This is a genomic window from Methanoregula sp. PtaB.Bin085 (assembly GCF_002067035.1).
In the GTDB taxonomy this organism is placed as follows: Archaea; Halobacteriota; Methanomicrobia; order Methanomicrobiales; family Methanospirillaceae; genus Methanoregula.
In genome coordinates, this window is record NZ_MVQB01000016.1 from 53,058 (window position 1) to 67,499 (window position 14,442).

The window sequence follows — 14,442 nt, forward strand, 5'->3', positions numbered from 1 at the left end:
GAATCGTGGTCTGTCCTGTACGTTTTGGTAAAGAATCCCAATAACGTTACTGGTGCTGGCCGAGATGCCGTGCGAGCATGGTCCCGGGCCGGTACTTCTCGGCAATGGCAAGCGCCGTGCTGCGGAGGGCTTTGTGCTCGGCAAGGCAGCTTTCGGGCGGGGGGCTTTTCCGGAGGATAGCGGAGGTGTTCTCCGTCACCTGGATGAGCTCGGTCGCGATGAGGGCATCAAGCCAGATGAGGTCGGCAAGCATCTCTTTGATCTCGTTGTCCTGCTGCATGCAGGAAAGGTCTCGTGCCGGTGATATTAAGGGTGCGGAACAGGGAGACGCGGATCTGTACGCCGGCCGATACCCGTGCTCCCGTGCCGGCGCTGGCGTATGTCAAAGCAACCTTAATCGTTTCCCGTGGCAATCTCTGGTACAGCATGTCATATTCCGAACGGATCAAAAGAGACGGCCGGAAGGCCAACCCGTTCTTCTGTTTCACGGGAATCGATATCGTCAGGGCAGAACCGGGCAAAGCGGTCCTTTCCCTGGTGGTCAGGCCTGAACTGCATAATGGTGTCGGGTGGCTGCAGGGGGGCATGCTTGTCGCCCTCGCGGATGAGGCGATGGCCCTGGCACTCTACCCCCTCCTCGGCACGAACGAGGGGATTGCCACGATCGCCGAATCCACCAGTTTCATCAGGGGCGTACGGGACGGGACGATCCGTGCGGAAGCACGTGTCATCAAGAAGGGACGCCGGGTCGCATTCATGGAAGCAGAGGTAACCGCAGATGACGGCGAAAAAACCCTGCTGTCGCGGACAACGGCATCGTTTGCCGTGACCGCGATGAAGTAAAAAAAATGTGCGCCGGAGAAATCCTGTTTTTTAGGAAATAATGCCCCCCTTGCGCCAGCCCTGACGGCCCTCAGCACCCCTTTGGGGCGGGGGCGCATTGCGATAGTGAATAATTTTCTTTTCTCATGGGTTATGGAAAACCTTCTGAGTGATGATCGCAATGAGGGGGTTGCCACAGCGGCGTGGGAGGAGCCCCCGAGAGCGTGGATCTGAAAATCTCTGCAGAGAAAAAAGATTATCTCTTTCCGGCTTTCTTTTTCTTTCCCTGAGGCTCCGGTTCGGCCGGTTTCCTGAATTTCACATACCAGATGACAATGCCGATAACCGCAACAAGGATGATTCCCATGAGGATGCTCATGGTCCGGGATGAGTCTGCCTCACCTTTCCGTGCCACATCGAGGCCGTCAGCGGCAGCAACATTGAAAGGATCGGTCTCATTTGCCCGGATGAACGCTGCTGATGCTTCCTTGTATTTTCCCATCCCGGCCAGGAGATTTCCCTGGTTGATAAGGGCGTTGGTGTAATTCCCGTCGAAGGATACTGCCTTGTCGTACGCTGCCAGGGCATCCTGTTTCCTCCCGAGCTGCTCGAGGGCCCAGCCCTTGTTGTTCCAGAGCATGGGATCCTTTGGATACACGGCAAGACCGGCTTCAGCAGTTGTAACTGCTCCGGTAAAATTCTTCATCTGGATCAGGGCGTAGGTTTTTCCCTGGTAGAGGTACTGGAGACCGTCTGTTTTTTTCAGCATCGTGAGGTTCTCAGAAAGGGCCCGGTCATACAGGGAAATTATACCGGGATAATCGCAGGTATCGCCGCACCCGGCAAGCTGGCGCTGTGCGTAATTGAAATATTTCGTTGCCACATCCTGTTCAAGATCTGCTGTCTGGTTCGTGACGCTGGTCACGTTTTTGCCGGTAATGAATTCTGTCACGTTTGCTTCTGACAGGACCGGTTGAACGAGGAGGACGGCAAGGAGAAGGATAACCGGAAGTATGCGATATCGCCTGAAATTCATGGTATATCGTTTCCCGGCCGGTCACATTAAGATTCCTTATCCGGGGGTTATCCGGCATTTCCGGCCTGGTGGGTAAACGGGACAGCCGGATCCGGCCGGTCTCCCGGTTCCGACGTTAAGATACAACTAATAGGGATTGTGAGCAAGATATAGACCAACGGGGAGATCTCCAGTGAAGTACATCATTGTTACCGGCGGCGTGATGAGCGGCCTTGGGAAAGGCATCACCGCTGCGTCAGTAGGACGGATCCTGAAAAACCGCGGTTACCGGGTTACCGCTGTCAAGATCGACCCTTACCTGAACATCGATGCCGGCACCATGAACCCCGCCCAGCACGGCGAAGTGTTCGTGCTCAAGGACGGAAGCGAGGTCGACCTTGACCTCGGGAACTACGAGCGCTTCCTTGACATCGAGCTGACGGCCTCCCACAACATCACGACCGGAAAGGTGTACCGCACGGTCATCCAGAAGGAACGCCGCGGGGATTTCCTTGGCGAAACCGTCCAGATCATCCCCCACATCACCGACCAGATCAAGACCTGCATCCGGCAGGCCGCCGAGGAGGAGTTCCCGGACGGGACCCGGGCCGATATCTGCCTTGTCGAGGTCGGCGGTACCGTGGGCGACATCGAGAGCATGCCGTTCCTCGAGGCCATCCGGCAGATGCGTGGCGAGCTCCCCCCGCACGACTACGTCCTGATCCATGTCACCCTGATCCCGCAGGACACAATGGGTGACATGAAGACCAAGCCCACGCAGCACTCGGTCAAGGCACTGCGGGAGCTGGGACTCCACGCGGATATCATCGTCGGCCGGAGCCCAAACCCCATCGGTGCCGGTACAAAACGGAAGATCTCCGCGTTCTGCGATCTCCCGCAGAGCGCGGTCATCTCGGCGGCCACGGCACCGGATACGTACGCTGTCCCGATGGAGATGGAGAAGGAAGGGATCGCAGACGTGCTCTCCGCCCATCTCGGCCTTGACAAAAAAGAGGCCGACACGACGTGGTACCGGATCGTCAACAGGGAATACACGAACCGGGTGACGGTTGCCATCGTGAGCAAGTACGGCATCGAGGACGTGTACATCAGTATCAAGGAGTCCCTCAAGCACGCGGGCCGGGCGCTCTCGACGGAGGTCAAGATCGCGTGGCTCGATGCGGAGCGCTACGAGCGGTGTTCCCTCAAGGATTACGACGGGATCCTCATACCGGGCGGCTTCGGCAAGCGGGGGATCGAGGGGAAGATCGAAGCGATTAAGTTCGCCCGCGAAAACAAGGTCCCCTTCCTTGGTCTCTGCCTCGGGTTCCAGCTGGCGACCATTGAATTTGCCCGGCACAAGGCAGGAATTACGGACGCCACGAGTGAGGAGTTCGGCGAAGGTACGCATGTGATAGCGCTCCTCCCCGAGCAGGAAGGCCTCAACCAGCTCGGCGGCACGATGCGCCTCGGGAACTACACGGCAGACATCCGGGAGGGAACGCTCGCGAACAAACTCTACGGGACGAAACAAATTGTCGAGCGCCACCGGCACCGGTATGAAGTGAACCCGGTCCACATCGAGAGGCTGGAGAAGGCCGGACTCGTCTTCTCGGCAACGAACCGGAACAGAATGGAGTGCCTCGAGCTGACGGATCACCCGTTCTTCTTTGCCACCCAGTTCCACCCGGAGTTCAAGTCCCGGCCCACGAAACCGTCGCCGCCGTATCTCGGTTTTGTTGAGGCGTGCAGGGCGAACAAGCGGACAAAATAAGAAACGAACGACAGGATCAGACGATTGGAGAATACCATGGTCAATACGAAAAAATTCATTGAAAAAGCAATAGACGAGATAAAAACAGCGGCAGGAAACGAGAAGGTTGTCATGGCCCTTTCAGGGGGGGTCGACAGCTCGGTCTGCGCTGCGCTTGCAGCACGGGCTGTCGGCGACAACCTGATCCCGATCTATATCGATACCGGCCTGATGCGGAAAGGCGAGACCGAGAGGATCCGCACCATCTTTTCGGATATCCGCCTTGACGTTGTGCATGCGGAGGACGAGTTCCTCGGATCCCTGAAGGGCATTGTTGATCCCGAAGCGAAAAGGAAAGCGATCGGTGAACGATTCATCCGTGTCTTCGAGCGGGAGGCAAAGAAGAACGGGGCGAAATGCCTGCTGCAGGGAACCATCTACCCCGACCGGATCGAGAGCGAGGGCGGGATAAAAAGCCACCACAACGTCGGCGGCATGCCGCTCCACATGGAGTTTTCGAAGGTGATCGAGCCGATCCGGGACCTGTACAAGGATGAAGTGCGGGACGTTGCGGGTGCGCTCGGGCTTCCGAAGGAGATCCAGCACCGGATGCCGTTTCCGGGTCCCGGCCTTGCCGTCAGGGTGCTCGGCGAGGTAACAAAGGAGAAGGTCGCGGTTGTCCGGGAAGCGAACTGGATTGTCGAGGACGAGATCGTCGAGAAATACCGGCCGTGGCAGTGTTTCGCGGCGCTTCTCGGGCTCGGGACGGGTGTCAAGGGCGACAACCGCATCCATGGCTGGATCGTTGCCGTGAGAGCCGTGAACTCGCGGGATGCCATGACCGCCGACCCCATCGACATCCCCTTCGCGCACCTGACCAGAATCGGGTCGAGAATCACTGCAGACATCCCGAGCGTTGCCCGGGTTGTCTACGATATCACGGCGAAACCGCCGGCAACGATCGAATATGAATAACCGGAAAACTACAAAACCAGACGAAACAACGTGATACACAATGGAAAAAACGAGCATCTACAAGCAACTCGATGAACAATACTTCATGCCCGCGTTCACCCGTGAAATTGCCCTCGTCAAGGGCAAGGGAACGAAAGTCTGGGACGCGGAAGGGAAGGAATACCTCGACTGCGTTGCCGGTATCGCCGTCTGCAGCACCGGCCACTGCCACCCCGCTGTCGTGAAGGCGATCTGCAGCCAGGCCCGCGAGCTCATCCACTGCTCGAACCTGTACTATGTCCCGCACCAGGGTGACCTTGCAAAGAAACTCGTGGAGATCACCGGGATGCACAAGGCCTTCTTCTCCAACTCCGGCGCCGAATCGACTGACGGGGCGCTCAAGCTTGCCCGCGTCAGGACCGGGAAGAAGAAATTTGTTGCCTTCACCCACGGGTTCCACGGGCGTACTGTCGGCTCACTCGCCGTTACCCACAAGCCCCCCATCCGTGAGCCGTTCGAACCGCTCGGCATGGTGAAGACCTTTGTGGAGTACGGTGACGTGGACGGGCTCCGGAAGGCGGTTGACAGCGACACGGCCGGTGTCATCGTTGAACCCATCCAGGGCGAGGCCGGCGTCATCATCCCGCCTGACAGTTTCCTCGAAGGCATCCGCGATGTCTGTGACAAAACAGGAGCCCTCATGATCGTCGATGAGGTGCAGACCGGCATGGGCCGCACCGGGAAATGGCTCGCCATGCAGCACACAAAAGTGCAGCCCGATATCGTCACGCTGGCAAAGGGGATAGCGAGCGGTTTCCCCATGGGCGCCCTTGTAGCCCGCGAAGGGCTCGAGTTCAAAAAGAGCGAGCACGGCAGCACCTTTGCCGGCGGCCCGCTTGCATGCGCAGCAGCGCTTGCAACCATCGGGGTCATCGAAAAGATCCTCCCCGACATCAGCCGGAAAGGCGAACGCTTCCGCACGGGGCTCGCGAAGCACAACCCGCGGGTACGCGGGCTGATGATCGGCGTGACTGTCGGAGACAAGTGCCCGGAGATCCAGAAGAAATGCGCGGAAGAGGGCGTTTTGGTCAACTGTGCGGCTGACGGGAACCTGCGGCTCGTCCCCCCGCTCACCATCACCAATGCCGAGATCGACCGTGTCGTGAAGGTTGTCAATGGAGCGATTGGTCAGGTCGTGCTATAAGCAAAAGAGCGGCTACGCTTTTGCGAAGAAAGCGGAGGATATTGCGCGCGAGTACGGCATCGACCGTGTCGCCCGCCTGGCGAGCAACGAGAACCCGGAACCCCTTTCCCCCCTTGCGCTGAAGGCCGCTGAGGAAGCCCTCCGGACCGTGAACCGCTATCCCGACGAGCGGGTGAACGTGCTGATGAACGCCCTCCGTCAACACTACGGGGACTACCACTTCGTCACGGGCGTCGGCATGGACGGGGTCATCGAAACCCTCTTCCGGACGCTTGTGGAGCCCGGCGAGAAGGTTGCCGTATCCACGCCCACGTTCTCCTTCTATGCCCTTGCAGCCATGGGGCAGGGCGCCGAAGTCGTTACCGTCCCCCGCGAGCCGGACTTCTCGGTCGATCCGAAGAAACTTATCAGGGCCGCAAAAGAGTCGAAGGTGACTGTCCTCTGTTCCCCCAACAACCCGACGGGGAATGCAACCGGCACGGATGTTGTCCGGGAGATCCTCGAGGCGATCGAAGGTGTGCTCTTCCTTGACAATGCCTACGTGGAGTTCTCGGGCATCGACTATCTCCCGCTGATGAAGAAGCACGAGAACCTTGTCCTGGGCCGGACCTTCTCCAAGGTCTACTCCCTTGCCGGTCTCCGGATCGGGTACGCGTTCTCCCCGCGCTGGCTGCAGCCGTGGTACAACCGGGCCGGAACGCCTTTTACGGTGAATTCGGTCTCGATGGCCGCAGCCGCTGCGGCACTGTCCGACACGGGTCACGCGGATCGCTACATCGTCCAGGTAAAACGCTGGCGGAAGAAATTTGCAAAGGACGTCAGGTTCCCGGTCCTGCCTTCGGACGCGAATTTCGTCATGATCGATGTCGCACCCCGGAGCGGCGATGAAGTGGTCGGGGAGCTTGCGCGGAAGGGCGTTATCGTCCGGTCCTGCCGGAGTTTTGCCGGGCTCGAGGACCACTATATCCGTGTCAGTGTCGGCGAGGACTGGGAGAACGAGCGCTTCGTGCAGGAGATCAACGCGCTATGATGTGCGGCATCACGGGAACGCCCGGGACCGGCAAATCGCTGATCGGTGAGGAGCTCTCCCGCCGCGGGCACACGATTGTCCACCTGACAACCACGGTGGGTCCCTATGTCATTGACGAGGATGACGAGCGGAACGTGCAGGTCATCGATACCGACCGGTGGGTTGCGGAGTTCAGACCCGTGGACGGGTTTGTCGAGGGCCATATGGCCCATTACCTCCCCTGCGACAAAATTGTCGTGCTCCGCTGCCGGCCCGACGAGCTGAAAAAACGCCTTGCCCAGCGGAAATACCCGGAGAAGAAGATCCGGGAGAACGCTGATGCAGAAGCCCTCGACGTCATCCTGGTCGAGACCGTGGAGGCATTCGAACCCGGGCAGATCCTTGAACTGGACACGACAGGTCATGACGCGGCGTACGGCGCCGGCATCATCGAGGGATTTGCCCGCGGCGCGATCCCGGCAGACTTCGGCCATATCGACTGGTCGGGATATCTCGGGGTGCAGCCATGACCCTCGACCAGTACCGCTCGCAGGCAAAGGTGTTCATGGATCCGCTGGTCTCCGTCGCGATCCGCCTCCGCCTCACCCCGAACTTCTTCACCATCGCGGCCCTGCTGGCATCGGCAGCCGCAGGCATCCTGTTCTTCGGAAATATGCTCTTCTGGGGTGTCGTTGCCGTTGCCCTCAATGCCCTCTGCGATGCCCTTGACGGGGCGGTTGCCCGCGAGATGAAGATCCAGAGCAGACGCGGCGACTTCCTCGACCATGCCGTGGACCGGTATGCGGACATCTTCATCATCTGCGGGCTCTTTGCCGGTGGCATGGTTCCGTGGCCGATCGGCGTCTTTGCCCTCACGGGCGTCCTCATGTCCTCCTACCTCGGCACGCAGGCGCAGGCCGTCGGCGTCGGCCGGTATTACGGCGGGGTCCTCGGACGTGCGGACCGGCTGGTCATGATCATGGTTGTCGGGATCATCGATCTTGTTATGCCGATGAGCTGGTACGGGCTCACGTGGACGGGCTGGATGCTCGTCCTTTTTGGGGTCTTCGGGCATATCACCGCGTTCCAGCGGTTCGCGTACGTGTGGGCGAAGGTTGAGTAAACCCCTCCCGGCCGCGCCCTTTACCCGGAACGGGAATTCAGTCCTTTTTTCCGGCCCGGTAATTCTTTTTCGGGACCGTCATCTCGAACCGGGCTCCGGCGCCCGGCACCCCGGTCTCCCGGATGGTTATTTCCGTAATCGTGAGGATCTCCCGGGCAAGGAACAACCCGAAACCGGTATTTTTCCCAAATCCCTTGTCGAAGATACGCTCTTTTTCATCAGCAGCGATCCCTGTCCCGTCATCTTCGCAGACGATGACTGCTGCCTCCCCTGACTCTTCGCACAGGAACCGGATCCGGGTAATTTTTCCCCCGTAATGCACGGCGTTCTCCATGAGGTTGTAGAACACCTTGCCGATAAGCGGGTCGGCAAAGACTTCTGTTCCCTGCACAACCGTATTTTCGATCCATACGGGTCCGAGGGTGACCTGCTGTGCCGCAGTGCTGATAACCGCATGAAGGTCCTGCCACACAGGGGAACTGACACCGATCTCCTCGTACTCCCTGGTGAACTGTATCATGGCTGCGATGCGCCGGCTGGTCTCTGTGATACGGGAGAAATACTGCTCGACATCGGGGCTTGCGGTCTTCTTATGCAGGAATGCGATAAAGCTGTCCAGCACGAGGAGCTGGTTTTTGATGTCGTGGCGTGTGATGCCCGACAGAAGGTTCAGTTTCCTGTTCACTTCCCGCAGCGCAGCTTCGACACGTTTTCGTTCCGCAATGTCCTCTTCGAGATCCTGCCCGAGCTGACGCAGCTTCCTGTTCGCGATGGTGAGCCGTGCCGACAAGGCAACGAGGATGATGATGAGGATGGTTACTGCAACGATCCAGTACAGGTACTGGCGGACGAGCTCCCCGGGCGTGATCACCCCGTAATTCTCGTACGGGGGGGCCCGGATCTCCTTTAAGCAGTCCGCCACGGATTCGTAGTTGACGGGGATGGTCCACCTGCCCATCTTTGCAGCCTTCGCTGCCGGCATATCCGGGGTTATCGAGAGCAGGGCGAAGGCAACTGAGGAAGCGACCGTGTCATCGGTGCGGTTCAGCTTGGAAAACGCCCATTCCGGGTAAAGGCGGGTACTGTAAAGGTATGGGTAACCGGGACTGGCGAACTTGTCGTCCGGGGGGAAGATGTACAGGTCTGAAAGCGAGATCTTCCCTTCTTCCTGCATCTGTTCGAGGATCCCCGTGCGGACGATTCCTGCATCGGCCTTCCGGCTGATAACATCATCGACGACAACCGTGTGAGACTCGGAGAAGGTCAGGGACGCAAAATCGCGGTCCGGGTGAATCCCGTGTTCCAGGATCTCCCGGTATGCTGAATACCACCCTCCGAACGAATTGTTTCCTGCTGCGACAACACGTTTTCCTTTCAGGTCAAGGTAACTCCTGATATCCCCGCGATCGCTTCGTGCGATAATGACGCCGCCGAATTCCTTGATAAACTGTCCGTCATGGTAGGTGTTGAGCGTCAGCATCCGGCTCGTGCCATAGGTATCTTCAAGAGCTGCATCGATGCCGGGGTTACTCAGGACGAAATCCACGTCGCCCTCCGCGACAGCCGGAGTGATATTCTCAAAGGTGAGGGGGACGAGCTCGAAATGATACCGGGGGAGTGCCGTATTCAGGTAATCGATCGTGGGCTGCCACAGGACCCTGCAGGTTTCGATCCCCTGGTTGGCCAGTACCCCGATCCTTACATCCGTTGTAGCATTTTCCGCCGTGACCGGAACCATGCACCATGCCGTCAGCACCAGCAGCAGGAGAAGCGGACACCAGTATTTCCTCTGCAGGGTTATCGGGAGATGCCGTACGGTCAGATGTTTCATGATATCCATGCCTTGGTGCAGTGGCTTCATATACGTTTCAGCCAGGGAAAGAAACGGCTGTCTTCCGGATATACTCCAGCGCCGCAACCGCATCCTTCCGTTTCTGGTCAACGGCATGCTCCTTCACCCAGCCAAGGAACCGTTCGCGGGAGTCGGGAGGTATGGCATCACCCGCAGCCGCTACAATTTTCGCATACGTCCGCTGCGGGTAGAAGACCGATTGCGCTGCAGCAAGCAGGGCCGCGTGGTCCTGCGGGGTGAGAATTCCCTGCCGTTCCGCTTCCTTCAGCGTGAACCGGATATTCACGAGCGGCTCGGACAGTGCGAAGCCGGTCTCCGGGTCGAAGACCAGGGCCACCTCGTCGTCCGATACCAGTTCGCCGCTTTTGTACATCCGGTACACCTCCCCGATCCCGGTCATGCCGAGCGTGTCCATCTCGGCTGCCCGGAGAGCACCCATGCTGGATGACCCGACCACCGTAACGCCTTTTTTTATCGCAGCAAGGATCTCGCGGTGCGCCACCGCGGATTCCTGGTGGAAGACCCCGTCGATCAGGCCGATGACCGCGGCTCCGTCCTGCACGGCCTTCACCAGATCCCCCCGCTTTGCGGGCGGGCGGTATTCCGCAGGGACTATCCTCTCTGCCGCTTCCCGCTCAAGACTCGGTCCGAGAAAGACGATGATCCGCTGCATTGTCCGCCCGCTCTCCCCTGCGTTCCCGGTCCATGGCCCAGACCTCGAGGCCCGGCACGATGACCCGCACGACCGGCATCCCGATCTCCTCCCGGGTCAGGTCCACGATGATGACCCGGTCGAGACCCTGTTTGTCCAGCGCCGCGATGATATTCTCAATATCCTTTTTGAAATCGTCAGTGTCGGAAGACGTGAGGTTTTTGTAATCCTCAGTGCCGTTGTCCCGGAACCAGTAGCCGTTGATCCGTTTTGCCCGGTCGTACCCGATCTTCTTGCGCATCTCCGCAAGAACGGTGTCTTCCCGGGCGCCATGGATCTGGGTGAGCCGGCTCTGCGCCACCTCGGTCAGCGCCCGCATCACCGCGATCCGGGCGCTGGTGTGCGTGCCGATGCCGATGGTGAGGAGGAGAGGATCTTTCAGGAGTACGTCGTCAGCAACCGCGGCGATCGTGGGAATGCCGATGTCGCTCGTGATGTCCCGGACCGTCACCTCGACCTGCGCCTTTGCAAACTTCTCCAGCATGCCGGCGATTGCAGGATCGTCCATGCCGGTGATCGCAGGCCCCGTGTCACGGGAAGATTCCACCAGCGACCATGCGTCCCGCTCGATGACCTCCGCGAGGGCATGGAAGACCGCTTCCTCGAACGTGTTCCCCGAGGCGAGGCCGTTGGTGTTTGTCCGGAACGGCCCGCGGTGGTGGGGCGGGAGCGGGTGGAAGACAGCGTGGGCCGGGACAAAGACCTGTTCGTTGTTCACGATATCGAAACCCTCGTACCACGCGATCGGCCGGTCAGGATCAAAACCCTCCGGCACGATCAGGTCGCGGGGATCGATCGTCCGCCCCCTGGCAAACATCTCCTGGTAATTTGCCATGGGCAGTCGCCGGTCGTGCATCTCTGAGGAGTAGCGCTCGATGCCCTCCATGATCGCCGAGATCCTGGACTCCTCGACCGTTGCCCCCTTGCCATTGTACACAGTAATTGCCCCGTCCATTGCGGTCGGGCGTATGCAGGAGAAGACCGGGATGCCGATGCGGTCGAGGTTCGTGATGTCGGCAACGCGGGTGATACCTGCCGCCGGAACCAGGGGCTCGATCCGGGCAAGCGTTGCGTCAAGCGGAGAAGCCCGCTGCGTCTCGTTGTTGTAGGTCTTTTTGCAGGATGTGAGCTGCATGGAGTCACCGCATACCGTCCCGGCATCGTGCCGGTCCATTACTGATCATGTGAATCCTGCCGGTGTTTATACATGCCCATTTCCTGCCCGGCAGGGCGATCCCCGCAAGGGTACTGTCCTGTCCCGGCCGGCTTTTCTTCATGACGTCCGGATGTCCCGGAGGCAAATAAATCCATTAATACCGCTTGTCGCGAATATCAGAACAGAGGAATCATCTGTGAAACATCCTGGAACCATTGCCGGAGCGTGTGCGCTCCTGCTCATCGCCGCGCTCATCTGTGCTGGCTGCACCTCGCCTTCGGGGGGGGAACGTCAACCCCTCACCGGTTCCCACTCCTGCAGCCACAGTTGTCCCGGCAGGAACTCCCGTCCGGGGCAGCTGTGGGTTCACAACATGCCACGGGCTCGATCTTGCCTGCGGATCCGATGCACCGGAGATCTGCACCATGGAATACCGGATTGGCGACAAATGCCGGCAGTATGCGTCATGCGACACGAGCGGGGGCCAATGCACGCTCGTCACCGGCCCGGAATTTGCTGCCTGCAGATCCTGCGCTGAGCAGTGCCGGATTGCGGCCGGGCCCGACGGCCTCGCTGCATTCTCCTGCGAGGAGAAGTGCTGAACTGTCCCGGTCCGTACCCATCCCCCTTTTTATCCGGGCCAGCCGGAAATCCTTTATATCCGCCACGACAACCATGTGAAAATACCATGACAAACGAGATCATCATTGTCAGTACACCCTATGTGCCCGGCTATAAGATCACAAAGACCATCGGTGTCACCTGGGGACTGATTGTCAGGAGCCGGGGTCTCGGGCGGAACATTACGGCCGGCCTCCGGTCCATCGTGGGCGGAGAGATCCACGAATACACAGAACTGCTCAACCAGTCACGGGAAGAGGCACTCGACCGGTTGAAGGAGCACGCGAAGGCACTCGGGGCAAATGCGGTTGTCAGCATGCAGTTCGATTCGTCCGAGATGGGTGAGACCATGACCGAACTGCTCGCGTATGGGACTGCGGTCACGGTGGAGAAGGAGACCGCGCCGGCAAGCCCGGTGCGACTCGGGTAGATGGCGCCCTAACGACCTTCCTCAGTTCGTTCATGCACCGGAATGGAGCTGTCTTTCCTTTTTAAAGAGTGCTCCGCGGAGAAACGGGCATGAACCTGCTCCATCCACACAAGACCGATGAAGACCGGCCGGTTATCCTGAATTAATATGAGTCCTCCCCGCCTCAGGGCCGCTGCGCGGCACGGCGGGGCAAGAGCAGGGGAGGGAGGTGTTGATAATCATGACATTACGGAATGAGTCAGGTTTCCGGAAAGAGGTAATTGAAATCGCCCGCGGGGGCGCCCCGTCAGGGGCGGGCGACGTCTATCATAATGGGGGTATAGGGACATCAGCCCCCATCATTTGACATTTCCGGAATATCCCGCTAAAGATATTTTCCAGGCAGAGATTTCTCCCACCCGGTCAGAACCAGCTCTCGAGCGTCTTCTGCCCTGCCTTGACCGTGAACCCCTCGAGCGCCCTGTCCACGCGTTCCGGGGAAAAGTCATACCCGTCGCAGAGCATCCGCCGGATCCCTTCGGCATCCATGTGTCCCGCGGCAAGGGAGTAGTTATCGGTGACAGGCGGGTGGAGGAACATCTCCATGACCGGAGCTGGGTCGAAGTCCGGCTGCTTCTCCCTCAGTTTCTGTGCAAATTCCCCTTTCTGAACAATCTTCAGGCCGGTCTTCGCACCAACGCCTTCGATGCCCGGGTTGAAATCGGTCCCGACAAGGATACCGATCTCGATCAGCTGTTCGCGGGTGAGGTGGAGACCGGCAAGGGTATCGGCGAGCACGATCCGTTCCGGGTTCACGGTAATCTGACGGCCCCGGATCTTCCGTTTCCCGGAGACGGTCAGGTTCCGCACCAGCTGCGGGGCGCCGAAGAGCAGGGTGTCGTAGTCCTGCGAGACAACGTACCGGGCATCTCCCTTTGCCACCATGTGCGATGCCTGCGCCTCGCCCTCGCCGGGGGCCTGGACAATAGGGATCCCCATCAGCCGGAGCAGTTCCTTTGAGGTATCGATAATCGTGGAGTCGACCCGGGTTGAGGAACGGGCCTGCCTGTACGCCTCCTCCTCGTCGCCACGTTCGAGCGCCTCTTTCCACTTCTCCCCGGCTTCGGTCCGCAGTTTCCGGCGTTCGTCTATGGTTGCCTGCTTGAGCGCTGTCGGTTTCCCGTCAAAGACGAAGACCGGCTTTATCCCCTTCTCCATGAAACTGGAGACCCGGAAGAGGATCCCCGAAAGGTGTGACGTGACCCTTCCCTTCCGGTCCATCAGCGGTGTCCCGTCCGGCTGCCGGATGATGGTCAGGAACTGGTAGAGCGCGTTGTTGGCATCAATGGCCGCAACGCCCGGCAGCGCCTCCCAGGTTATTGGTGTCTTGTATTCTGCGATGATATCCCGTAATGCAACGCCCATGTGCGGTTCCCCCGCATAGGTATTATCGGTACGCCCGCCTTGAAAATTCACCGATCAGTTCGTCGAGATGGGAGAGCGCCATGTCGTATTTGTCCTGCATCCGGTTCGAGATCTCCTCGAGGTTGGTGCGGAGCATCCGTTCGCGGATCACCACGCTCCTCTCGAGGTGGCGCATCTTGATATTGAGGGAAAGGAGGAGGCCGCCAAGGGCAATGACCATCAGGCCGGCGGCAACCGCGATGATGGTGTCCTGCCAGAACCGGGTGACAAGCACGAGCGTCGAGCCAATCATTACGACGGTGAGGAGGATATCGACCAGGTATTCGCGAATATCCATGTTTTTAGATAATGAGAGCACACTAATTAAGCTAATTGGTCAGGAGTCGA

16 protein-coding genes are annotated in these 14,442 nt (G+C 59.3%); 9 read left to right on the forward strand and 7 right to left on the reverse strand.

The genetic code is table 11. The annotated features are described in order from the left end of the window. Positions 1-46 precede the first annotated feature (46 nt). A complete protein-coding gene (locus A4E33_RS02925; protein WP_292346185.1) occupies positions 47-280 on the reverse strand; it encodes a hypothetical protein in 234 nt (77 codons plus the stop codon). 14 nt (positions 281-294) lie between these two features. On the opposite strand from A4E33_RS02925, the gene A4E33_RS02930 reads away from it, so the two are divergent. After that, the gene (locus A4E33_RS02930) at positions 295-843 is read left to right on the forward strand and encodes a PaaI family thioesterase (RefSeq protein ID WP_363053675.1); all 549 of its coding nucleotides are present in this window, start codon (positions 295-297) and stop codon (positions 841-843) included. A gap of 235 nt (positions 844-1,078) precedes the next feature. On the opposite strand, the gene A4E33_RS02935 is transcribed toward A4E33_RS02930, so the two are convergent. Then, complete coding sequence (locus A4E33_RS02935) at positions 1,079-1,858, reverse strand: tetratricopeptide repeat protein (protein WP_292346186.1); 780 nt, start codon at positions 1,856-1,858, stop codon at positions 1,079-1,081. A 172-nt stretch (positions 1,859-2,030) separates the two neighbouring features. Between A4E33_RS02935 and A4E33_RS02940 the strand changes: the two genes are divergently transcribed. From A4E33_RS02940 to A4E33_RS02965, 6 genes are read left to right on the forward strand one after another with little or no spacing between them, the layout of a single operon-like run. Further along, positions 2,031-3,611: a CTP synthase gene (locus tag A4E33_RS02940; RefSeq protein ID WP_292346187.1), complete on the forward strand. Its 1,581-nt coding sequence runs from the start codon at positions 2,031-2,033 to the stop codon at positions 3,609-3,611. Positions 3,612-3,647: 36 nt separating this feature from the next. Then, positions 3,648-4,565, forward strand: coding sequence for a glutamine-hydrolyzing GMP synthase (guaA, locus tag A4E33_RS02945; protein WP_292346288.1), 918 nt, complete (start codon positions 3,648-3,650; stop codon positions 4,563-4,565). 40 nt (positions 4,566-4,605) lie between these two features. After that, positions 4,606-5,748 (forward strand): aspartate aminotransferase family protein, encoded by a 1,143-nt coding sequence (locus tag A4E33_RS02950; RefSeq protein WP_292346188.1) that lies wholly within the window; start codon positions 4,606-4,608, stop codon positions 5,746-5,748. Beyond that, positions 5,720-6,778, forward strand: a complete 1,059-nt coding sequence (gene hisC, locus A4E33_RS02955) for a histidinol-phosphate transaminase (protein ID WP_292346189.1) — start codon at positions 5,720-5,722, stop codon at positions 6,776-6,778. The genes A4E33_RS02950 and hisC overlap by 29 nt, the downstream gene beginning before the upstream one ends. After that, a complete protein-coding gene (locus A4E33_RS02960; protein WP_292346190.1) occupies positions 6,775-7,287 on the forward strand; it encodes an adenylate kinase family protein in 513 nt (170 codons plus the stop codon). Before hisC ends, A4E33_RS02960 begins: the two co-directional genes overlap by 4 nt. After that, positions 7,284-7,880, forward strand: a complete 597-nt coding sequence (locus tag A4E33_RS02965) for a CDP-alcohol phosphatidyltransferase family protein (protein WP_292346191.1) — start codon at positions 7,284-7,286, stop codon at positions 7,878-7,880. The genes A4E33_RS02960 and A4E33_RS02965 overlap by 4 nt, the downstream gene beginning before the upstream one ends. Positions 7,881-7,917: 37 nt before the next feature. Here the strand turns inward: A4E33_RS02965 and A4E33_RS02970 are convergent, their stop codons facing one another. The 3 genes from A4E33_RS02970 to A4E33_RS02980 are packed head-to-tail and all read right to left on the reverse strand — an operon-like array spanning position 7,918 to position 11,579. Then, positions 7,918-9,711: a sensor histidine kinase gene (locus tag A4E33_RS02970; protein WP_292346192.1), complete on the reverse strand. Its 1,794-nt coding sequence runs from the start codon at positions 9,709-9,711 to the stop codon at positions 7,918-7,920. A gap of 37 nt (positions 9,712-9,748) precedes the next feature. Continuing rightward, positions 9,749-10,405: a TfuA-related McrA-glycine thioamidation protein gene (locus A4E33_RS02975; protein WP_292346193.1), complete on the reverse strand. Its 657-nt coding sequence runs from the start codon at positions 10,403-10,405 to the stop codon at positions 9,749-9,751. Beyond that, positions 10,368-11,579: a YcaO-related McrA-glycine thioamidation protein gene (locus A4E33_RS02980; RefSeq protein ID WP_292346289.1), complete on the reverse strand. Its 1,212-nt coding sequence runs from the start codon at positions 11,577-11,579 to the stop codon at positions 10,368-10,370. Before A4E33_RS02980 ends, A4E33_RS02975 begins: the two co-directional genes overlap by 38 nt. 278 nt (positions 11,580-11,857) lie before the next feature. On the opposite strand from A4E33_RS02980, the gene A4E33_RS02985 reads away from it, so the two are divergent. After that, positions 11,858-12,202 carry a hypothetical protein gene (locus A4E33_RS02985; RefSeq protein ID WP_292346194.1) on the forward strand — a complete coding sequence of 115 codons (345 nt, stop codon included), beginning with the start codon at positions 11,858-11,860 and terminating at the stop codon, positions 12,200-12,202. A gap of 86 nt (positions 12,203-12,288) precedes the next feature. Continuing rightward, positions 12,289-12,651 carry a heavy metal-binding domain-containing protein gene (locus A4E33_RS02990; protein ID WP_292346195.1) on the forward strand — a complete coding sequence of 121 codons (363 nt, stop codon included), beginning with the start codon at positions 12,289-12,291 and terminating at the stop codon, positions 12,649-12,651. Between the two features lie 402 nt (positions 12,652-13,053). On the opposite strand, the gene fen is transcribed toward A4E33_RS02990, so the two are convergent. Together fen and A4E33_RS03000 are read right to left on the reverse strand one after the other, a co-directional pair. Then, on the reverse strand, positions 13,054-14,055 hold the full coding sequence (gene fen / locus A4E33_RS02995) for a flap endonuclease-1 (protein ID WP_292346196.1): 1,002 nt from the start codon (positions 14,053-14,055) through the stop codon (positions 13,054-13,056). A 22-nt stretch (positions 14,056-14,077) separates the two neighbouring features. Further along, entirely contained in the window at positions 14,078-14,392 is a 315-nt protein-coding gene (locus tag A4E33_RS03000) for a hypothetical protein (RefSeq protein WP_292346197.1), read from the reverse strand. Between the last annotated feature and the right edge of the window lie 50 nt (positions 14,393-14,442).